The 20191-nt window shown below is 66.3% G+C and carries 18 protein-coding genes; 8 read left to right on the forward strand and 10 right to left on the reverse strand.

Annotated features, from left to right (window positions below; all coding sequences use genetic code 11):
- Positions 1-16: 16 nt before the first annotated feature.
- The 4 genes from RKE25_RS17830 to petA form a co-directional block, all read right to left on the reverse strand.
- Positions 17-640 (reverse strand): glutathione S-transferase N-terminal domain-containing protein, encoded by a 624-nt coding sequence (locus tag RKE25_RS17830; protein ID WP_311839433.1) that lies wholly within the window; start codon positions 638-640, stop codon positions 17-19.
- A gap of 71 nt (positions 641-711) precedes the next feature.
- Positions 712-1452, reverse strand: coding sequence for a cytochrome c1 (locus RKE25_RS17835; RefSeq protein WP_311842422.1), 741 nt, complete (start codon positions 1450-1452; stop codon positions 712-714).
- 13 nt (positions 1453-1465) lie between these two features.
- Positions 1466-2773 (reverse strand): cytochrome bc complex cytochrome b subunit, encoded by a 1308-nt coding sequence (locus RKE25_RS17840; protein WP_311839434.1) that lies wholly within the window; start codon positions 2771-2773, stop codon positions 1466-1468.
- Positions 2773-3378 carry a ubiquinol-cytochrome c reductase iron-sulfur subunit gene (petA, locus tag RKE25_RS17845; RefSeq protein ID WP_311839435.1) on the reverse strand — a complete coding sequence of 202 codons (606 nt, stop codon included), beginning with the start codon at positions 3376-3378 and terminating at the stop codon, positions 2773-2775. Before petA ends, RKE25_RS17840 begins: the two co-directional genes overlap by 1 nt.
- 160 nt (positions 3379-3538) lie before the next feature.
- On the opposite strand from petA, the gene RKE25_RS17850 reads away from it, so the two are divergent.
- Complete coding sequence (locus RKE25_RS17850) at positions 3539-4723, forward strand: trypsin-like peptidase domain-containing protein (RefSeq protein ID WP_311839436.1); 1185 nt, start codon at positions 3539-3541, stop codon at positions 4721-4723.
- On the opposite strand, the gene RKE25_RS17855 is transcribed toward RKE25_RS17850, so the two are convergent.
- Positions 4720-5832: a lytic transglycosylase domain-containing protein gene (locus tag RKE25_RS17855; RefSeq protein ID WP_311839437.1), complete on the reverse strand. Its 1113-nt coding sequence runs from the start codon at positions 5830-5832 to the stop codon at positions 4720-4722. The genes RKE25_RS17850 and RKE25_RS17855 overlap by 4 nt on opposite strands.
- A gap of 202 nt (positions 5833-6034) precedes the next feature.
- On the opposite strand from RKE25_RS17855, the gene miaB reads away from it, so the two are divergent.
- A complete protein-coding gene (gene miaB / locus RKE25_RS17860; protein WP_311839438.1) occupies positions 6035-7381 on the forward strand; it encodes a tRNA (N6-isopentenyl adenosine(37)-C2)-methylthiotransferase MiaB in 1347 nt (448 codons plus the stop codon).
- Positions 7382-7467: 86 nt separating this feature from the next.
- Here the strand turns inward: miaB and RKE25_RS17865 are convergent, their stop codons facing one another.
- From RKE25_RS17865 to RKE25_RS17880, 4 genes are read right to left on the reverse strand one after another with little or no spacing between them, the layout of a single operon-like run.
- Positions 7468-8577, reverse strand: coding sequence for an ABC transporter permease (locus RKE25_RS17865; RefSeq protein ID WP_311839439.1), 1110 nt, complete (start codon positions 8575-8577; stop codon positions 7468-7470).
- On the reverse strand, positions 8574-9512 hold the full coding sequence (locus RKE25_RS17870; RefSeq protein ID WP_311842423.1) for an ABC transporter ATP-binding protein: 939 nt from the start codon (positions 9510-9512) through the stop codon (positions 8574-8576). Before RKE25_RS17870 ends, RKE25_RS17865 begins: the two co-directional genes overlap by 4 nt.
- Before the next feature lie 23 nt (positions 9513-9535).
- Positions 9536-10489 (reverse strand): HlyD family efflux transporter periplasmic adaptor subunit, encoded by a 954-nt coding sequence (locus RKE25_RS17875; RefSeq protein WP_311839440.1) that lies wholly within the window; start codon positions 10487-10489, stop codon positions 9536-9538.
- On the reverse strand, positions 10486-11169 hold the full coding sequence (locus RKE25_RS17880; protein WP_311839441.1) for a TetR/AcrR family transcriptional regulator: 684 nt from the start codon (positions 11167-11169) through the stop codon (positions 10486-10488). The genes RKE25_RS17875 and RKE25_RS17880 overlap by 4 nt, the downstream gene beginning before the upstream one ends.
- Positions 11170-11308: 139 nt before the next feature.
- On the opposite strand from RKE25_RS17880, the gene RKE25_RS17885 reads away from it, so the two are divergent.
- The 5 genes from RKE25_RS17885 (at position 11309) to corA (ending at position 16088) form a co-directional block, all read left to right on the forward strand.
- Positions 11309-12289, forward strand: coding sequence for a PhoH family protein (locus tag RKE25_RS17885; protein WP_311839442.1), 981 nt, complete (start codon positions 11309-11311; stop codon positions 12287-12289).
- An 11-nt stretch (positions 12290-12300) separates the two neighbouring features.
- A complete protein-coding gene (ybeY, locus tag RKE25_RS17890; RefSeq protein WP_311842424.1) occupies positions 12301-12786 on the forward strand; it encodes an rRNA maturation RNase YbeY in 486 nt (161 codons plus the stop codon).
- Between the two features lie 106 nt (positions 12787-12892).
- Positions 12893-13741: a transporter associated domain-containing protein gene (locus RKE25_RS17895; protein ID WP_311839443.1), complete on the forward strand. Its 849-nt coding sequence runs from the start codon at positions 12893-12895 to the stop codon at positions 13739-13741.
- 37 nt (positions 13742-13778) lie between these two features.
- On the forward strand, positions 13779-14996 hold the full coding sequence (locus tag RKE25_RS17900; RefSeq protein ID WP_311839444.1) for a DUF4105 domain-containing protein: 1218 nt from the start codon (positions 13779-13781) through the stop codon (positions 14994-14996).
- Positions 14997-15116: 120 nt separating this feature from the next.
- Entirely contained in the window at positions 15117-16088 is a 972-nt protein-coding gene (gene corA / locus RKE25_RS17905) for a magnesium/cobalt transporter CorA (protein WP_311842425.1), read from the forward strand.
- 65 nt (positions 16089-16153) lie between these two features.
- Here the strand turns inward: corA and RKE25_RS17910 are convergent, their stop codons facing one another.
- Positions 16154-18259: a S9 family peptidase gene (locus RKE25_RS17910; protein WP_311839445.1), complete on the reverse strand. Its 2106-nt coding sequence runs from the start codon at positions 18257-18259 to the stop codon at positions 16154-16156.
- Between the two features lie 146 nt (positions 18260-18405).
- Here RKE25_RS17910 and RKE25_RS17915 point away from each other — a divergent pair, with 146 nt between their 5' ends.
- Positions 18406-20157: an oligopeptide:H+ symporter gene (locus RKE25_RS17915; RefSeq protein ID WP_311839446.1), complete on the forward strand. Its 1752-nt coding sequence runs from the start codon at positions 18406-18408 to the stop codon at positions 20155-20157.
- Positions 20158-20191 lie beyond the last annotated feature (34 nt).

Genomic DNA, 20191 nt, shown 5'->3' on the forward strand with positions numbered 1-20191 from the left:
TCGTTACTGCTCATTTTCAGGGGCGCATGGCCTTTTCTTCCGGGGTCATACTGCGCGCAAATCCCTGGCTATGGAATAGGCGCTCGCCATAATCCAGCACCGGCTTGCCCTCGCGTCCCAGGTCCACGCCAAGCCACGGCAGGCGCCAGACCACGGGAGCCACCAGGCAATCGGCGAGGCTCATTTCCGGGTTCAGAAAGAACTTTGACGCCTTGAACAGCGGCAGCGATGTCAGCAGGTGTTCCCGCAAACGCTTGCGCGCGGCATCCGCGGGCCGACCGCCGGCACGGATGGTATTCACCTCGGGTAGCCAGTCCAGCTCGATGCGCAGCGACGCCAGACGCAGGCGGGCACGCGAAAGCGGATCGATCGGCATCAGCGGCGGATGAGGATAACGCTCGTCCAGGTACTCGCAGACCACCGAAGTACCGTAGAGCGTGAGGTCGCGATCGACCAGCGTGGGCGTGGAGCCGTACGGGTTCAGATCCAGCAGATCCTCCGGCGGCTTGCTCGGATCGACGATTACCCTGTCGTAGCTGACACCCTTCGCCGCCAGCACCAGACGGGTGCGGTGACACTGGATGTCATCCGCGGTCGAGTACAGGGTCAGTACGGATCGCGAACGTGCGCTTTGAACCATGCGCGGTCTCCCCATCGACTAGACGCATGCGGCGGCCGGAGCCGCCGCATGCCGGGCCACGGAGCGACGTCTCAGTGGACGTCCTTCCAATATTCCTTCTTGAGCGCGTACGCCAGCAGCGTGAAACCGGCCAGGAACAGCAGCACCCAGATGCCATAGCGCTGCCGCTGCAGGGCCGCCGGCTCCGCAACGTACTCCAGGAAAGTGGTCAGGTCACGGGTGGCCTGCTGGAACTCGGCCGGCGTGAGCTTGCCCGGATGCGCAAGCTCGAGCTTCTCGACCGTCTCCTCGCCGTCGGCCTTCTTCATCACCGCGGTCTGCAATCCCTGCAGTTCCCAGAGCGGGTTGGGCATGGAGGCGTTCGGGAACACCGTGTTGTTCCAGCCCACCGGACGGGTCGGGTCCAGGTAGAACGAGTTCAGATAGCCATAGACCCAGTCCGCGCCTTTGGCGCGCACTTCCAGCGAGAGATCCGGCGGGGCCTTGCCGAAGAACGACGCCGCAGCGTCTTCCGGCATGTGCGACACCACGGAATCACCGAACTTCGCGCCCGTGAAGTTCAGGTTGTCCATCACGTCCTTCTCGCTGAGGCCGAGGTCTTCGGCCACGCGGGAATAACGCACGAACTTCAGCGAGTGGCAGCCCACGCAGTAGTTGAAGAACAGCTTGGCGCCACGCTGCAGGGCAGCCTGATCGTGCACGTTGGTGCCGGCCGACGGCAGCGAGCCCTCTTCCGACGCCAGGACCGTGGTGGTGGTGGTGCCGGCCAGCAGGCCGACCGCAAGGGCAATCGAGGAGATATAGCGCTTCATCAGGGACTGCCGCTTAGTCATGGTCATACACCACCCGCTCCGGTACCGGCTTGGTCTTCTCGCGGCCACCGCGCGTGTAGATCCACAAGAACACGAAGTAGCCGAAGTAGATCAGCGTCATCACACGGCCGAACGAGTTCTCCCAGAAGGTCACGTCGGTATGGCTGCCGAACCAGGCCGGGATGACCTCCGCGACGACGCCCGCACCGACGGCACCGAGCGCGATGAAGGAGACCACGAACAGGCCCAGCGCCACCTTGAAGCCCGTGCCGCGATAGCGGATCGAGCGCACCTTGCCGGCATCGATCCAAGGCAGCAGGAAGAGCAAGACGATCGCCCCGAACATGCCCAGCACGCCCCAGATCGCCGTGCTGAAGAACGACGGGATCATGCGCAGAATCGCGTAGAAGGGAGTGAAGTACCACACCGGCTTGATGTGGGTGGGCGTCACCAGGTTGTTCGCCGGCACGAAGTTGTCGTGCTCGAGGAACCAGCCGCCGAAGGTCGGCGCGAAGAAGATGATGAAGGCCGCAATGAGCAGGAAGAAGCCGACGCCGACCAGGTCCTTCACCGTGTAGTACGGATGGAAGGGAATGCCGTCGGCCGGCTTCTCGGGATTCCAGCGGTTGCCCTTGGGACCCTTCTTGATCTCCACGCCATCCGGGTTGTTCGAACCCACTTCATGCAGCGCGGCCAGATGCAGCACCACCAGCAGCAGCAGCACCAGCGGCAGCGCGATCACGTGCAGCGCGAAGAAACGGTTGAGCGTGGCATCGGCCGGCAGGTAATCGCCCATGATCCACTCCACCAGGGAGTTGCCGATCACGGGAATGGTGCCGAACAGCGAGATGATCACCTTGGCGCCCCAGAACGACATGTTGCCCCACGGCAGCACGTAGCCCATGAAGGCCTCGGCCATCAGCACCAGGAAGATCAGCATGCCCAGCAGCCACACCAGTTCGCGCGGCTTCTGGTATGAGCCGTACATCAGGCCGCGGAACATGTGCAGGAACACCACCACGAAGAACAGCGAGGCACCCGTGGAGTGCATGTAGCGGATCAGCCAGCCCCACTCCACGTCGCGCATGATGTACTCGACCGAGGCGAACGCTTCCGCGGCGCTGGTCTTGTAGTTCATGGTGAGGAAGATGCCGGTGACGATCTGGTTGACCAGCACCAGCAGGGCGAGCGAACCGAAGTAGTACCAAAGATTGAAATTCTTCGGCGCGTAGTACTCGGTCATGTGCTTGCGATAGGTCGGCGCCAAGTTCGGCGCGCGCTCATTGACCCAATCGCCGATGCGCGAGAACAGGGTAGCCATCAGCCGGCCTCCTTCGGATCCACGCCAATCTGGATGTGCGTGTCATCCACGAAGTGGTACGGGGGGATGAGCATGTTCTTAGGCGCGGGAACGCCGGCGTAGACACGGCCGGCCATGTCGTAGCGCGACTTGTGGCAGGGGCAGTAGAAACCGCCCTTCCACTCCGGATCGAACGGCTCGGGCTTCATCACCGGCACGAAGTCCGGCACGCAGCCGAGATGGGTGCACAGGGCCACCATGACCAGCCACTCCGGCTTGATCGAGCGCGTTTCGTTCTGCGCGTACTTGGGCTGCTGCTCCGCCGAGCTGCCGCTGGACTTGGCGTCGACCAGACGCCCGTCCTGACCCGGCAGGGCATCGAGCTGTTCCTTGGTGCGGTTCACCACGAAGACCGGGAGGCCACGCCAGGGGTAGGTCACCTTCTGACCCGCCTCGATTTTGCTGATGTCGACCGTGACAGGAGCACCGGCGGATTTGGCTCTTGCGCTGGGCTCCCACGACTTGATGAAGGGCACGGCTGCCGCGATGACTCCTGCTCCACCAACCACCGCCGTGGTCGCTGTAAGGAACCGTCGGCGGCCATGATCGACGACTTCGTTCGCCATCAGGCTCTCCGGTACATATGCCATTGAGGTGCGACTCTTTGGGGGCCGCAAAAATCGCGTTAGTGTAGCGTCAGCCCCTGGCCCGTACAATAAAACCGGTCAGGCGCCTGCGTCGATCCACACCCTCCGTCCAGGGCGTTGCCACAGCTCACTTTTCCTCATGAAACAAGCCGTCGGCACGCTCGCCTTCATCGCCCGCTTCGTTGTCCTGGGCCTCGCCCTGGCCTTCATCGTCAGCCTTCTGTGGCCCGGTGTCGCCGACCGCCTCCGCGCCGGCATCGGCCTGCACACCGCCCCGCTCTCCTCCGGCCAGCCGGCGCCCGCCATCCGGGGTCGGGCGAGCGGACCGGTCTCCTATGCGGATGCGGTCGCCAAGGCGGCGCCCTCGGTGGTCAACATTTACGCAAACAAGATGGTCACCGAGCAGGGCGTGCAGATGTACACCGACCCCGTGCTGCAGCGCCTGTTCGGCGGCCGCCCTGCCATCTACAAGCGCCGCGAGCAGAGCCTGGGCTCGGGCGTGATCGTCAGCAGCCAAGGCTATGTGCTGACCAACAATCACGTGATCGCCAAGGCCGATGACATCCAGGTCCTGCTCTACGACGGGCGCGTGGCGAAGGCGCAGCTGGTGGGCGCGGACGCGGAGACTGACCTGGCCGTGCTCAAGATCGACGTCTCCAGCCCGCCCGTGATCCCCTTCGCCGACGAACAGCCCGCCCGCACCGGCGACGTCGTGCTCGCGATCGGCAATCCGCTCGGCCTCAACCAGACCGTGACCATGGGCATCATCAGCGCTATCGGCCGGCAGCTGAGCAGTTCCAGCCCGGAAGACTTCATCCAGACGGACGCCGCCATCAATCTCGGCAATTCCGGCGGCGCGCTGGTCAACACGGACGGTGAGCTGGTGGGCATCAATACCTTGCTGATCGGCAAGGCCGCCAACGCCGAAGGCATCAGCTTCGCCATTCCAGTGAGCAGCGCGAAGAAGGTCCTGGAACAGATCATCGATACCGGCCATGTCGTCCGCGGCTGGCTGGGCGCCGACTACACCTTCGTGCCCGTGGCCGCCGACAGCGGCCTGCCCGCCGCCGCGCGCGGCGCGCAGGTGACGGACGTCTATCCGGGCGGCCCGGCTGCCCAGGCCGGCATCCAGCCGCACGACATCCTGCTGCGCATCGGCAAGGACGACATCGTGGATCCCGCGGACCTTCGCCGGCGCGAAGCCGCGCTCCAGCCCGGCAGCAAGACCGAGGTGTCTGGGCTGCGCAACGGCACGCCGTTCCATACCGACGTCACGCTCGCCCAGCGCCCGCCCCTGACGCCCACCGCTTCGTTGGACGATTAGCCGCGGCCGGGTCCGCTCCCCTGGGCCGAAGCCACCGGCGGGCGGGTCACCGCTCCGTAGCGCTTGCGCAACGTCCCCACCCGCTCCACGTAGACCTGGGTCTCCGCATAGGGCGGCACGCCGCTGTAGCGCTGCACGGCACCCGGCCCGGCGTTATATGCGGCCGCGGCCAGGCGCTCGTCACCGTTGAAGTTCTTCAGCAGCAGGGCGAGATAACGCGCGCCGCCGCGGATGTTCTGGTCGACGTCGAAGGCATCGCGCACGCCCATGTCGTTGGCGGTGGACGGCATCAATTGCATCAGGCCCTGCGCGCCCGCGATGGACAGCGCCCGCGGGTTATAGGCGCTTTCGGCGTGGATGATCGCGCGCAGGAACGCTTCGTCCAGACCGAACTCGGCGCTGGCCAGCCGGATGGTGTCGGCATAGGCGGTCAGGTTGAGCTGCACGCTGTCCCACCGGATCGGCGAATGCAGATTGCACGCCACGCAGGTGGAGATGTAGGTGAACAGCATGGTCACCGCATGCGTGCCCTGTCCCGCGGGTTTCATATTGGTGTATTCGACGCTGCCGTCGGGCCGCGTCACGCGATACACCGCGCCGCGCAGCACCCGGTCGCCCGCCGGAGGCGGCGGAGGCGCGGCGGCGACCGAATCCGTAGCGGCCTTGGATTCGCTGTAAGTCCATTGGCCGGCCTTCCCTGCGGCCACCGGCGCGACGACCGGCGGCAAAGGCTTGCCCGACGTCGCCACGTCGCCGTGCACACCGATCAGCGACGGCTCCGGCAACACCTGCGCTGTGGTCTGCGCCCCACCCTTCACCCAGGCCAGCGAGGCGGCCGGGGGCACCGGGACCCTGGCCTTGGCGCGCGGAGCCACGTCCGCCACGTTCGCGATCTTCTGGCAGCCCTGGTAGCCCTGCATGCTATTGCTGTAGACCGTTTCGCCAGCCGAACCCATGCAGCGATAGAGACCGCCGGCATGGACCGGCGCCAGCCACAGCGAACCACCAAGAAACAGGCATGCGAATGCTGCCCGGCCCAGGGCCAGGCCGGGACGGAAAGCCCGCGAGGACGAGCCGATGCTTTCCCCTTGTCGCTCGGCGTCTGACATGGCGCGCAGTGTGCCCCCGCCGAGGGGGCAAGCCAAGCGCCGCCTCCCCGTTTCGTGCGCGCCGACAAACTCGCCGCCACCCCGGCCACCGGAACGGACGCAAGTCCCTGATCGCACAAGCCCTTCGCTGGCATGCCGGGCGGCGGGCGCGTAAACTGCGCGGTTCGGCGTCCCACGCCCCTTCTCTACCGGTACCTGCGCCATGAGCGGCAAGCTTTTCATCAAGACCCACGGCTGCCAGATGAACGAGTACGACTCGGCCAAGATGGCCGACGTGCTCAAGGCTTCCCATGGCCTGGAACTGACCACCGACGAGTCGGAGGCGGACGTCATCCTGGTCAACACCTGCTCGATCCGCGAGAAGGCGCAGGAGAAGGTCTTCAGCCAGCTCGGCCGCTGGAAGGAATACAAGCAGGGCGGCAGACCCGTGCTGATCGGCGTGGGCGGCTGCGTCGCCTCGCAGGAAGGCGAGGCCATCATCAAGCGCGCCCCGTTCGTGGACCTGGTGTTCGGCCCGCAGACCCTGCACCGCCTGCCGGAGCTGATCGAGGCCAAGCGCGCCACCGGCAAGCCGCAGGTGGACATCAGCTTCCCCGAGATCGAAAAGTTCGACCGCCTGCCCGAACCCCGCGCCGAAGGCCCCACGGCCTTCGTCTCGATCATGGAGGGCTGCTCGAAGTACTGCTCGTACTGCGTGGTGCCCTACACCCGCGGCGAAGAAATCAGCCGCCCCTTCGACGACGTGCTGGTCGAGGTCGCCCAGCTCGCGGCGCAGGGCGTGCGCGAGGTGAACCTGCTGGGCCAGAACGTCAACGCCTATCGCGGCGCCACGCATGACGGCGGCACCGCCGATCTGGCCGTGCTGATCCACGCCATCGCGCAGATCGAAGGCATCGGCCGCATCCGCTTCACCACCTCGCATCCACTGGAGTTCTCGGACTCGCTGGTCGAGGCCTACGCCAACGTGCCCCAGCTCGCCAACTTCCTGCACCTGCCGGTGCAGGCCGGTTCCGACCGCATCCTGGCCGCGATGAAGCGCGGCTACACGGCACTGGAGTTCAAGCAGAAGCTCCGCAAGCTGCGCGCCGTACGCCCGGACATCTGCATCTCGTCCGACTTCATCGTCGGCTTCCCCGGCGAGACCGACGAGGATTTCGAGAAGACCATGAAGCTGATCGAGGACATCGGCTTCGACCAGAGCTTCTCCTTCATCTTCTCCTCGCGCCCCGGCACGCCGGCCGCCAATCTCGCCGACGACACGCCCATGGCGGTCAAGCACCAGCGCCTGGAACGCCTGCAGGCGGCGATCAACGCCAACGCGAAGAAGATCAACGAGGCGATGGTCGGCACCGTCCAGCGCGTGCTGGTCGAAAAACCCAGCAAGAAGAACCCCAACGAACTCACGGGCCGCACCGAGAACATGCGCTACGTGAACTTCCCCGGCCCCGCCCGCCTGATCGGCCAGTTCGTGGATGTGGTCATCACCGAAGCCATGACCAACTCGCTGCGCGGCCGCGTGCACACCGCCGACGATCAGCAGGCCGCCTGAAGAAACCCGCTGGGGTGAGCGAAGCGACCCTCAGCGCATGAGCGCCTCACCGCTGCGGTGCTCTCCGCCTGCGTTCCACGCCTTCTTCAATCCAGGCGCTTGCGGAAACGCAGGATCGCCGCCGCCATCATCACCGTGGTGAACGCCGCCAGCGCCGCCACCTCGCGCCACATCTCCCCCAGCCCTGCGCCGCGCAGCATCACGCCGCGAATCAGCCGCAGGAAGTGAGTGAGCGGCAGCACTTCCGCCAGCCATTGCGCGACCCGCGGCATGCCCGCGAAGGGGAACATGAAGCCGGACAGCAGGATGGACGGCAGGAACACGAAAAAGGTCATCTGCATCGCCTGGAACTGCGATTGCGCGCGCGTGGAAATCAGCAGCCCCATGGTCAGGTTGGCCAGGATCAGCAGCGCGGCGGCGAGGTAGACATCGAGCAGGCTGCCGTGGATCGGCACGTCGAACAGCCAGCGCCCCAGCGCCAGGATGACCGTTGTCTGGATCAGGCCGATGCCGATGTAGGGGAGCACCTTGCCGATCATCAGTTCCGCGCTGCTCAGCGGCGTCGCGATCAGCAGTTCCATATTCCCGCGCTCGCGCTCGCGCACGATGGCGATGCCCGTGAACAGCACCATGGTCATGGTGAGGATCACGCCGATCAATCCCGGCACGATGTTCACCGCCGAGCGCCGCTGCGGGTTGTAGAAGCTCACGATGCTGATCGGGCCGGCCGCCGGCGTGCTGACCAGCGGCGCGCGCGTATCCGGCGCGGCGCCATCCACGGGGACCTGCGCCAGTTGCATCGCGGCGCTCTGCACCACGTTGTCGCTACCGTCCACCATGATCTGCGCGACCTGCCGGCCGTCGTAGCGGCGCCGCTCGAAGTCCGGCGGCACCGCCACGCCGAGGCTGATCTCGCCCCGGCGCAGCATGGTCACCAGTTCTTCGGGCGTATCGGCGCGCGCCACCGGCGAGATCACCCCGGTCGCCAGCATGTCCATCACCAGCGCGCGCGATCCCGCGGTGTTGGCCTGGTCGACGATGCCCGCATCGAGACCGCGAAGATTGGTGTTGATCGCATAGCCGAACAGCACCAGCTGGATGACCGGAATGCCCACGATCATCGCCAGCGTGATCCGGTCGCGGCTCAGCTGCCGCAGCTCCTTGATCACGATGGCCCATAGCCGGCGCCAGCTCACGAGGCCCGCTCCTCTTTCCGCTGCTGGCGCGTGACCGCGACGAAAACGTCTTCGAGGTTCGGCATGACCGGCTCCACTTTGGCGCCGTCGACTTTCCCGGAAAGGCTCTCCTGCAGCCGCGCACGCGCCTCCTCGCCAGCGACGCTGCCTTCCCGCACCAGCACGCGCAACTCGTTGCCCACCTGCGCGGCGCCGAGCACGTCGGGGGCATCGGCCAGCGCGTGCTGCGCACGCCGGGCATCGCCGCCGGAGACGATGAAGGTTCGCCCCTTCAGCTTGCCGGTGAGTTCGGCGGGCGTTCCGTCCGCCACCAGAACGCCCCGATCGAGCACCGCCAGGCGATGGCAGCGCTCGGCCTCGTCCATCAGATGCGTCGAGACCAGCAAGGTGGTGCCTTCGTCGGCCAGCTCGAAGAGCTTCTCCCAGAAGTCGCGCCGCGATTCCGGGTCCACCGCGCTGGTGGGCTCGTCCAGGAACAGCAGCTCCGGCTCATGGATCACGGCGCAGGCCAGCGCCAGCCGCTGCTTCTGCCCGCCGCTCATGGTCCCGGCCAGTTGCTGCTCGCGATCGCCGAAGCGGTATTGCTCCACCAGCTCGGCGACCCGCCTGGCCGAACGCTCCTTCGGAACGCCCTGCACCGCGGCCATGAACTCGAGGTTCTCGCGCACGCTCAGGTCCTCGAACAGCGAGAACTTCTGCGTCATGTAACCAATGCGTTTGCGTAGCGCCTCCGCCTCCTTCGGAATGCGCAGCCCCAGCACGTCGATGTCTCCCTCGCTGGGCGTGAGCAGACCGCACAGCATGCGGATAGTGGTCGACTTGCCCGAGCCGTTCGGCCCGAGAAAACCATAGACGTGGCGCGCAGGCACTTCGAGATGCACGTGGTCCACCGCGGTCAGCTGGCCGAAGCGCTTGGTCAGGCCGCTCGCGCGAATGGCCATGCCCTCGCCCTGCTCGCTCACGGCTTGCCCTCCGGATAGTCCACGCGCACCGGCAAGCCGACCGGGAGGTCGGCGGCATCCGCTCCCAGCGTGACTTCCGCCAGGTAGCTGAGCCGTGCCGCGTCCTCGCCGATCAGCGCGTAGTACGGCGTGAACTCAGGCTCGCTGCGGATCAGGCGCACCTTGCCCGCGTAGGTCTTGTCGCGGCCATCCACGTGCACCTGCACCGTATCGCCCACGCGCAACCGCGCGCGCAGCGGTTCCTGCAGATAGATGCGCGCGTACGGCGCGTCACCGGCCAGCAGGATCGCCAACGGCGCCCCCACCGGCGCCTGGTCGCCCAGCTTGTAGGGAAGACTGTCCACGCGCCCCGCGCGCGGCGCGACCAGGGCGAGCTTGCCCAGCAGCACCTTCTGCGCCTCGGCCTGCGCCAGGGCGGCGGCCAGCGCGGCCTCGCCCTGCGCGATTTGCTCGGGACGCGTGCCGTGCACCAGCGCGTCCAGCGTTGCGCGGGCCGCAGCGACCTGCCCGTCGGCGCCGCCGGCGGCTGCGCGGGCGCGATCGATGTCGGCAGCCGCGGCGTAGTTATCTTTCTGCAGCGGCAGCAGGCGCTGGTAGTAGGCCCGTGCATCGCGTGCCTGCGCTTCGGCGGCAGCCAAGTCGGCGCGCGCCTTGGCGATGTCTTCCTGCCGCGGCCCCACGCGCAGCTCTAGCAGCGTCGCCTGCTGCTGCTTCGCCTGTGCTTCCGCGGCGGCGAGCTGGGCCAGGGTGTGGGTGGGATCCAACCGCAGCAACGGCTGGCCGGCCGTGACCACCTGGCCTTCGCGCACGTCGACCGCCACCACACGCTCCGCGGCCGGCGCGGGCAGGCCGATCCGGTCGTACTCCAGCGTGCCCAAGGCCTGGGGCGGTGCCTTGTGGCAACCGGACAGGCACGCCAGAGCCGCGACGAAGAAGATGCGCCAGTTCATGAGGAAACTCCGGAAGGACGTCCAGCCAGGCCGTTTTCGAGCAAGGCGAGCGTGTGCCTGGCCAAGGCGTCCGGCCCTAGATCGTCGGCCTCGAACACGCGGCGCCAGATCGGAGCGCCCGCGGCAGGAAACAGCGTCAATCCGACCAGCGACACCACCAGCAGGCGCGGGTCCAGCCCCGGATTCAGCGCGCCGGCCGCCTGCGCGGCGGCAAACCGCTGCGCCAGCAGCTTCGGCACGTTCGGCAGCAGCTGATGGAACAGCACCTCGCGCAATTCGCCGCCCTCGCACAACACCTCGCGCACCCACAGCGGAGGCAGCCAGGCGTGACGGGCCACCACCTCGCCCACGCCGCGCACGAAGATGTCGGCCAGCACCCTGGGATCGTCCCCCGCCTGGGCCAACCGCTCGCGGACGGGCATCAAGGCGGGGAGCAGGCGCTCGTCGATCACCGCCTGCTTCAGCTGCGCCTTGTCGCCGAAGTAGTAATGCAGCATCGCCGGCGTGACCTCGGCATCCAGCGCGATGGCGCGCAGCGGGGTGGCGCCGATGCCGTCACGCGCGAAGCGAGCGAGCGCCACGTCGAGCAGATGAGCGCGCAGGTCGCGGTCGTCGCGGGCACCGCGGGTAGGGCGTCCCGCGGCACGGCTCGGCTTGGCTGAGGTCTTGGTCCTGGGCATGGCGGAAAAATTAATTAAACGATTAATTATTTGCAAGCCTCGACTTGTGTCAGGAGCCGATCCATGGCGCCCTACACCCATCGGCCCCATGCATGGCGCGGTAGCCCTGGCCGGCGCCGCGCGTTACTCTCGCGCGCCTATGACAGAGCTCAATCAGCGCGACTTCGCGCTCGACCCCGAAGACAACGCCCGCCTCGCCAACCTCTGCGGCCCGTTCGACGAACACCTGCGCCAGATCGAGTTGCGCCTGGGCGTGGAAATCGACCACCGCGGCAACCTGTTCCAGGTCATCGGCGAGGACGCGCCCGCGCGCGTCGCCGAAAAAGTGCTGCGCGCCCTGTACGACAGCACCGAACACGAGACGCTCACCGGCCCGCGGATCAATCTCCACTTGGCCGAATCCGGTATCGACGCACTCAGTGCCGAGGCGGCCGAGAGCGCGCAGGAAGTCGTCATCAAGGTCAAGCGCGGCGTCATCAAGGGACGCGGCCCCAACCAGGCGCGCTACCTGCACGCCATCACTACGCATGACATCAATTTCGGCGTCGGCCCCGCCGGCACCGGCAAGACCTACCTGGCCGTCGCCAGCGCGGTGGAAGCGCTCGAAGCCAACCGCGTGCAGCGTCTGCTGCTGGTGCGCCCCGCGGTGGAAGCCGGCGAGAAACTGGGCTTCCTGCCGGGCGACCTCTCGCAGAAAGTCGACCCGTACTTGCGCCCGCTGTATGACGCGCTCTACGAAATGCTCGGCTTCGAAAAAGTAGCCAAGCTGATCGAGCGCAACGTTATCGAGATCGCGCCGCTCGCGTACATGCGCGGTCGCACGCTCAATGACTCGTATGTGATCCTCGACGAAGCCCAGAACACCACCGTCGAGCAGATGAAGATGTTCCTCACCCGCATCGGCTTCGGCTCGGTGGCGGTGATCACCGGCGACGTCAGCCAGGTCGACCTGCCGCGCAACGTGCGCTCGGGCCTGCGCCACGCGATCGAAGTGCTGCGCGGCGTGGACGGCATCAGCTTCACCTTCTTCACCTCGCGCGATGTCGTACGCCATCCGCTGGTGGCCAAGATCGTGCGCGCGTACGAGGCCTTCGAACAGAAGCCAGAGGAATCCAGGTGAGTCCGGCCAAGGTGAGGACGGCGCGCCAGCCGGCCGCCGCGTCGCCGCTAACCCTGTCGGTCGGTTATGCCGCGCCACGCGCCGGCGTGCCCTCCCCGGCCAGCTTCCGGCGCTGGGCCGAGGCGGCCCTGCGCGGGGCCCGCCGGCGCAAGGCCGCGGAGCTGTCGATCCGCATCGTCGATACGGCCGAGGGCCGCTCCCTCAACCGCGACTACCGCGGCAAGGACTACGCCACCAACGTGCTCTCCTTTCCCGCCGAGCTGCCGCCCGGCGTCGCCCTCCCGCTCATCGGGGACCTGGCGATCTGCGCGCCCGTGGTCGCGCGCGAGGCGGCGGAACAGGGCAAGGATCCGCGCGACCACTGGGCCCACATGACCGTGCATGGAGTGCTGCACCTGCTGGGCTACGACCACATCGAGGACACCGAGGCCGAAGCCATGGAAGCCCTCGAAACCCGCATCCTCGCTGGCTTGGGCATCGCCGATCCCTACGCCTGAGCCGCCCGTGCGGACGCCATGCCGGTGGGGCTTGGGCCCTGAATTGTCACGAGTTTTGGGCTAGACTCGGCTTTCCGCCCGTCTTCCGGGCACACCCGCAAGCGTAATGAACGAGGACCCTGGCAGTACCAACGGCCCGGCCCACCGCACGTGGTGGGATCGACTGGGCCATCTCTTTTCCGGTGAACCGCGCAATCGCGAAGAGCTCATCGAGGAGCTGCGCTCCGCCCAGGCCAACGGCCTGCTCTCCAACGATACCCTCGCCATGGTCGAGGGCGCGATCAAGGTCACCGAGCTCAGCGTCGACGACGTAATGGTGCCGCGCGCGCAGATCGTGATGATCTCCGCCGACGCGCCACTGCGCGAGATCTTCGACATCGTCGTGAAATCCGGCCACTCCCGCTTCCCCGTCCACGGGGAGGACAAGGACGAGATCCTGGGCATCCTGCTGGCCAAGGACCTGCTCCGCTTCGTGGGCCGGGACCAGGACTTCAGCATCATCACGATCCTCCGCCCCGCAGTGCTCATTCCCGAGGCCATGCGCCTCAACGTGCTGCTGGCGGAATTCCGCCATACCCGCAACCACATGGCGCTGGTGGTGGACGAGTACGGCGGCGTCGCCGGGCTCATCACCATCGAGGACGTGCTGGAACAGATCGTCGGCGAGATCGACGACGAGCATGACGACGAGGAAGAGCCGCAGCTGATGCACGAGCAGGCCGGCGGCGGCTGGATGGTCAGCGCGCTCACGCCGATCGCCGACTTCAACGAGCAGGCCGGCGCCGCGTTCTCGGACGAGGAGTTCGACACCGTCGGCGGCATGGCCACGTCCGAGTTCGGCCACCTGCCCGAAGTGGGCGAAGAGGTCGTCATCGGCGACTACCTGTTCCACGTCACCGAGGCAGACGACCGCCGCGTGCAGCAGTTCCGCGTCACCCGCCTGGCGGCAGGCTGAGCCGCCGCCCTCCCACCGCTCGAAGGAAACGCCCACGATGAGCCTGGTCGCTCGCACCCTCCTGCTGCTTGCTTTGCTGGGAGGCGTGTTCGCGCAGGCCCACGCGGGCGTCGCCAACGCCCCGGGCGCCAACCTGGAAGTCGCCCTGGTCACCTACGGGCCGGGCGAAACCTATTGGGAACGCTTCGGCCACGACGCGATCCAGCTGCGCGACACGGTCAGCGGCGAATCGGTCAATTTCAATTACGGCGTTTTCGACTTCGACGAGAGCGGCTTCCTGCTTAATTTCGCGCGCGGCCGCATGCATTACCTGATGGATGCGGCACCCAGCGAACTGGACGAGCGCTTCTACGTCCAGTCCGGGCGCTCCGTCACGCGCCAGCCGCTGGCACTCACGCCTGACCAGGCCGCCGCGCTGCGCGACTTCCTCCTGTGGAACCTGCGGCCCGAGAACGCCCGCTACGACTACGACTACTACGCCGACAACTGCACCACCCGCGTGCGCGACGCACTCGACCGTGCCCTCGGCGGCGTGATCCGGAAGCAGCTGGAAACGCGCGCCGGCGGCATGACCTATCGCCAGCAGACCGCACGCCTCATGAGTGCGCAGCCATGGCTGATGCTGATCCTCGACCTCGGCCTCGGCCCGTACGCCGACCAGCCGCTCAGCGCCTGGCAGGAAAGCTTCTTGCCGATGGTTCTGCAGCGCGAACTCGCGCACGTGAACATCGACGATGGCGCGGGCGGCACCCGCTCGCTGACCGGCGAAGGCACCCTGCTCTCGCCGAACCGCCTCGACGTTCCTCCGGACCAGGCACCCGACCTGCGCATGCCCCTGGCCGTGGCCGGACTCGTCTTCGCCGCGCTGCTGATCGTCAGTGCCAGACACTGGCCCACCGGACTCGCCCTGTTCGGCACGCTCTATCTGGTGGCCGCCGGCATCGTGGGCGTCCTGCTGCTGGTGCTGTGGACTCTCACCACGCATCACTCCGCCTGGGCAAACGCGAACCTGCTGCTGTTCAATCCCCTCGCCTTCCTGCTGCTGCCCTCGCTATGGCGCGCCCGCCGCGGCCTCGCCGCCTCCCGCCTCGCCGACCGTATCCTCCTGCTGCAGCTCATCGCCCTGGCCGCCGCCATGGCCCTGCACCTGCTCCCCGGCATCGTGCAACAGAACCAGCCCTGGCTGCTGTTCGCGATCCCGTGCTGGCTGGCGTTGTCGTGGAGTATGCGGCGGGGGTTGCGGCGCCTCGGCTGACCGGTCCCGCAAACGCCGCTCGACGTCGCGCTATTGAACGCGTAACAAAGCCCTGGGCATCATGCGCCCATGCAAACGAGCGCCCCAGTCCTTTCCACAACCGACGCCGCCATGCCGGGCATGGTCGTCAATTGCGTTGCCTATCACACCCGCGACGGCCGACGAATCGGCGACATCACGCTCGATGCGATCAGCGATGTACTGAAGGAACCCGACACCTTCGTATGGGTCGGCCTGCACGAACCGGACGAGTCGCTGCTGCTGAAGCTGCAGGAGGAGTTCGACCTGCATGATCTTGCGATCGAGGATGCGCAGCACGCACACCAGCGCACCAAGATCGAGGCTTATGGCGATTCGCTGTTCATCGTGGTGCAGACCGCTCAGCTGGTGAACGGCAACATCGCATTCGGCGAGACGCATATCTTCCTGGGACCGCGCTACCTGGTGACCGTGCGCCACGGCGCATCGCTCTCCTACGCGCCGGCCCGCCGCGCCTGCGAGCACACCCCGGATCTGCTGGCGCTCGGCCCCAGCTACGGCCTCTATGGCGTGCTCGACTTCATCGTCGACAACCTGCTGCCGATCGTGCGTGAGTTCAAGGAAGAGCTGCAGGAGCTCGAGAAGGACATTTTCGGCGACACCTTCAAGCGCGGCACGGTGCGGCGCCTGTACGACATGCAGCGCGACCTGATGACTCTGCGCCTGGCGGTGGCACCGCTGCAGGACATCATCAGCCAGCTCGTACGCATGCATCCGCACCTGATCCAGGACGAACTGCGTGCGTACTTCCGCGACGTCTACGACCACGTCTTCCGCGTCAACGAGTCGATCAGCGCGATGCGCGAAATGCTCGCGGCCGCGATCAACATCAACCTTTCGCTGGTGACGTTCAACCAGAACGAGGTCATGAAGAAACTGGCCGGCTGGGCCGCGATGCTAGCGGCACCCACCCTGATCACCAGCTGGTACGGCATGAACTTCCACCACATGCCCGAGCTCGACAAGAGCTGGGCCTATCCCGCGATGATCTGCCTGGTGATCGGCGTAGTGGGCGGCATCTTCGTCTGGCTCAAACGCTCACGCTGGCTTTGAGGCCGCCGAATGGCGCGCATGAAAAAGGCGACCCGAGGGTCGCCTTTTTCATTCAACGGGACCGATCATTTCCCGCTTTTCTTGCCGCCATCGTCCGCGGTCCACTGCTTCAGCCATGCGTTGACCGTCTCGTGCCACTGCACGCTGTTCTGCGGCTTGAGCACCCAATGGTTCTCATCGGGGAAGTGCAGGAACTGGCTGGGAATGCCGCGGCGCTGCATGGCGGTGAACGCTCCTAGGCCCTGTACGTCCGGGATGCGGAAGTCCTTGCCGCCGTGAACGACCAGCATCGGCACGCGCCAATCCTTCACGTGATTGAGCGGGTTGAACTTCTCGTAGTTCTCCGGATGCTCATACTGCGTTCCGCTGTTTTCCTTTTCCTCGAACCAGAGTTCTTCGGTGGAGTAGTACATCGAACGGGTGTCGAACACGCCGTCGTGATCGACCAGGCACTTCCAAGGCTCGTTCCACACACCGGCGATCCAATACACCATGAAGCCGCCATAGCTGGCGCCCAGCGCGCAGGCACGGTTGGCATCGAGGAAGCTGTACTTGGAGAGCGCGGCCTTCCAGCCGGCCTTGAGATCGTCCAGCGGCTTGCCACCCCAGTCGCCCGAGATCGACTCCGTGAACGCCTGGCCGTAACCGGTGGAACCATGGAAGTTAATCGTGACGACAGCGAAGCCCTGGCCCGCGTAGGTCTGCGGGTTCCAGCGATAGCTCCACGCATTGCTCATCGCGCCCTGCGGGCCGCCATGGATGATGAAGGCCACCGGATACTTGCGGCCGGACTTGTAGTTGGCAGGCTTGACGACGTAACCCTGCACCGTCTCGTTGTTCCAACCCTTGAAGGTGAAGAACTCCGCATCGCCCATCTGCGTGTTCTTCAGGCGCTGTGCGTTGTAGTGCGTCACCTGCTTCAAGCCCTTGCCCTGCAGGTCGGACACATACAGGTCGGCCGGGTGCTTCAGGTCATCGCGCTGCAGCAGCAAGCGGGACTTGCCCAGGTCATAGCCGCCCACCGATCCCTCGCCGACAACCGTACGCACCTTGCCGGTAGCCACATCGATGGCGAACAGTGGATGCTGCCCGTGGTCATCGGAGGTCGCATAAAGCGTCTTGCCGTCGGCCGATATCTTGAGGCTGCCGGCCGAGCGGTCCCAATCCGGCGCGACTTCGCGCTTCTGCCCACTGTCCAGATCCAGGGCGGTGATGGCGAAGCGGTCCGCCTCGGAACCCGGATCCTTCATGGCCAGGTAGTACAGCGTCTTGCCGTCCGGCGAAGCCACCGGGAACGCATCCCAGGCGAGGTTGGCGGCGGTCAGGTTCTTCGGCGCCATGGAACCGTCGGCCGGCACGCTGAAGACGTCGAAGTTGGTCGACCACGGCTCGGTCTTGCCCGCGATGCGCGCGCCGAAATAAACCGTGCGGCCGTCCGGCGAGAAGCCGAACTCGTCGTCGCCGCCGAACGGTTTGCTCGGCACGTCGCCGTCGATGCCACGACTCAGCAGGCTAGGCGCTTCGTCGGCGTTGTCCAGGTCGGCGATGAACAATTGCGCGCGACGACCGTCAGCCCAGGTATCCCAGTGGCGCACGAAAACCTTGTCGTAGACCGTACCGGTCGACTTGTCGGCCTCACGTCCGTCCAGGCGCTCCTTGGTGCAGGCCAGGTCGGCGCAATCGGTGAAGACGTCGAAGCTCAGCAGCGCGCGCTTGCCGTCCGGCGAAAGCACGAATGCGTTGACATCCAGCGGCGCATGCGTCACCTGGCTCGGCGCCGCGGCGGTCTTGCCGAGCAGCCCGGCTTGCGGCGGGTTCGATCCCCAGCGCCACAGCTGGGACACCCCGTCCTTGGCCGCGAGGTAGTAAAACGAGTTGCCATCCGGCGCCCACCGCGGGGACGAACCCTTGTCCACCACCTTCCGCGGTTGCCCGCCCTGCTGCAGATCCAGCAGATAGATGGCGGTCACGCCCTTGTTCGCCGCGTAATCGGTGCTGCGCACCGTGTACAGCGCAAAGCGTCCATCCGGCGATAGCTGCGGATCGCCCACGCGATCCATCATCACCAGGTCGCGGATATTGAAGGGATGCGGCGAACGGCTCTCGACCTCGGCGGCCATGGCCGGCAGGGTCGCCAGTGCGAGCCCCAGTGCGGCGAACAGGGGTTTCATGGGTGGGATTCCCTCGGCGGAACGAAGACGCAAACGGTAAGAGCCCGCGCCAACCGACGCAAGGAATAACGCAGCACCGCAGGCTCCCGCGCGGCCTGACTCATCGCTGCCCTCGCTATACTCGCCGCTTTGGCCACGGCACGCCCATGGATCCTGCCAACCCCGCCGCCAGCCTCGCGGCCACCCGCCCATCGGCGCAGCCGCTTCGGGAAGAGCTGTTCGGCCATCCGAAAGGGCTCTACGTCTGTTTCTTCACCGAGATGTGGGAGCGTTTTTCGTTCTATGGAATGAAGGCGCTGCTGGCGCTTTATCTCATCAAGCACCACGGCTTCAGCGACGCCGAAAGCCTGTCCGTGCTCGGCGCCTACGGCGGGTTGGTCTATGCCACGCCGGTACTGGGCGGCCTGCTGGCCGACCGTTACCTGGGCATGCGCAAAGCGGTGGTGCTCGGCGGCGTGCTGCTGTGCCTGGGCCACCTGGGCATGGCGGTGGAAGGGCACGCGGCCACGATCGGGCCGGACGGCGTCGTGCACCGCGATCTGTTCGCGCTCAGCGTGTTCTATCTTTCGCTCGCGCTGATCATCAGCGGTGTGGGCTTCCTCAAGCCGAACATCTCCACCGTGGTCGGCAAGCTTTACGCGGAAGACGATCCGCGCCTCGATTCTGGCTTCACTCTGTTCTATGCGGGCATCAACGTGGGCGCGCTGTTTTCGGCCTTGATCTGCGGGTATCTCGGCGAGCGCTTCGGCTGGGGGTACGGCTTTGGTGCGGCGGGCATCGGGATGCTCGCAGGGCTGGCCGTGTTCCTCACCGGGCAGAAGTACCTGCAAGGTCATGCGGAGCCGCCCAATCCGGCCGCGTTGCGCCGACGGCTGCTTGGGCCGTTGAACGTGGAGTGGACGATCTACCTCTGCGCCGCGCTTGCGCTGCCCGCGCTGTGGGCTTTGATGCAACTGGGCAGCGCGGTCTTGTGGCTGCAGGTGGCGACCATGGCCGCATGGCTCGGCTGGCTGGCCTGGTATGTGACCGCGCGCTGCACGCGCGTGCAAAGGCAGCAGATGCTCGCCTGCGTATTCTTCGTCGCGGTGTGCCTGCTGTTCTTCACTCTGTACGAGCAGACCTACGGCTCCTGGGTGCTGTTCAACGACCGCATGCTGACCAAGGACCTGTTCCCTTCGCTGGTGATCCGCGAAAGACATCCCGTGCCATGGTCCACGCTGCCGCTGGTACTCAGCCCGTTCCTGGTCGCCATCGCACTGCGGCTTCGCCAGGGCCGCCTGCCCGGCCTGCTGCTGGGCGGACTGACATTGATGGGCATCGCCTTCATCGTGCGCGACTGCATCGTGCTGCCGCAGAGCGCCAGCTCGCTTACGTATCTGGGCGCACTGTTCATCGTGCTGCTCTCCCCCATCGCCGCCTGGCTGTGGCCTTTCCTCGACCGCTTCGGCCTCAACCCGTCCAAGCCCGCCAAGAGCGCCATCGGCCTGGCCTTCGCCGGCCTGTCGTTCCTGCCACTGATGGCCGGTAACCCGGACCCGGCGAGCGGCGCTCTGGGCAGCGTGTGGTGGATCGTCCTGGCCTACCTGCTGATCGAAGTCGGCGAAGTCGCCCTTGCTCCAATCGGTCTATCGGCCGTCACCGAACTCTCGGTGCCGCAGGTGGCGGGGTTGATGATGGGCGCGTGGTGGCTGGGAACCTCGTTCTCCGAGCAGCTGGCATCGATCCTGGGCAAGCTGGCCGCGCTGGATGTGCCGGCTGATGGGCAGATCGACATGGCGATGGCTACGGCGAAGTATGGAACGCTGTTTCAGCAGATGGTGTGGCTGGGGTTGGGGGCTGCCGTGGTTGCGCTGGTTGTGACGCCGGTGGTGAAGAAGTGGATGCATGGGGTGAGGTGAGCTTGCCTTTCATGCTGGCAACCAACACGATGCC

It is taken from the genome of Dyella sp. BiH032 (assembly GCF_031954525.1).
GTDB lineage: Bacteria > Pseudomonadota > Gammaproteobacteria > Xanthomonadales > Rhodanobacteraceae > Dyella_D.

What these genes read in the sequence shown, in the direction of transcription:
- RKE25_RS17830 (WP_311839433.1), bottom strand. Translation starts at nt 640, where the DNA reads ATGGTTCAAAGCGCACGTTCGCGATCCGTACTGACCCTGTACTCGACC.
- RKE25_RS17835 (WP_311842422.1), bottom strand. Translation starts at nt 1,452, where the DNA reads ATGAAGCGCTATATCTCCTCGATTGCCCTTGCGGTCGGCCTGCTGGCC.
- RKE25_RS17840 (WP_311839434.1), bottom strand. Translation starts at nt 2,773, where the DNA reads ATGGCTACCCTGTTCTCGCGCATCGGCGATTGGGTCAATGAGCGCGCG.
- petA (WP_311839435.1), bottom strand. Translation starts at nt 3,378, where the DNA reads ATGGCGAACGAAGTCGTCGATCATGGCCGCCGACGGTTCCTTACAGCG.
- RKE25_RS17850 (WP_311839436.1), top strand. Translation starts at nt 3,539, where the DNA reads ATGAAACAAGCCGTCGGCACGCTCGCCTTCATCGCCCGCTTCGTTGTC.
- RKE25_RS17855 (WP_311839437.1), bottom strand. Translation starts at nt 5,832, where the DNA reads ATGTCAGACGCCGAGCGACAAGGGGAAAGCATCGGCTCGTCCTCGCGG.
- miaB (WP_311839438.1), top strand. Translation starts at nt 6,035, where the DNA reads ATGAGCGGCAAGCTTTTCATCAAGACCCACGGCTGCCAGATGAACGAG.
- RKE25_RS17875 (WP_311839440.1), bottom strand. Translation starts at nt 10,489, where the DNA reads ATGAACTGGCGCATCTTCTTCGTCGCGGCTCTGGCGTGCCTGTCCGGT.
- RKE25_RS17880 (WP_311839441.1), bottom strand. Translation starts at nt 11,169, where the DNA reads ATGCCCAGGACCAAGACCTCAGCCAAGCCGAGCCGTGCCGCGGGACGC.
- RKE25_RS17885 (WP_311839442.1), top strand. Translation starts at nt 11,309, where the DNA reads ATGACAGAGCTCAATCAGCGCGACTTCGCGCTCGACCCCGAAGACAAC.
- RKE25_RS17895 (WP_311839443.1), top strand. Translation starts at nt 12,893, where the DNA reads ATGAACGAGGACCCTGGCAGTACCAACGGCCCGGCCCACCGCACGTGG.
- RKE25_RS17900 (WP_311839444.1), top strand. Translation starts at nt 13,779, where the DNA reads ATGAGCCTGGTCGCTCGCACCCTCCTGCTGCTTGCTTTGCTGGGAGGC.
- corA (WP_311842425.1), top strand. Translation starts at nt 15,117, where the DNA reads ATGGTCGTCAATTGCGTTGCCTATCACACCCGCGACGGCCGACGAATC.
- RKE25_RS17910 (WP_311839445.1), bottom strand. Translation starts at nt 18,259, where the DNA reads ATGAAACCCCTGTTCGCCGCACTGGGGCTCGCACTGGCGACCCTGCCG.
- RKE25_RS17915 (WP_311839446.1), top strand. Translation starts at nt 18,406, where the DNA reads ATGGATCCTGCCAACCCCGCCGCCAGCCTCGCGGCCACCCGCCCATCG.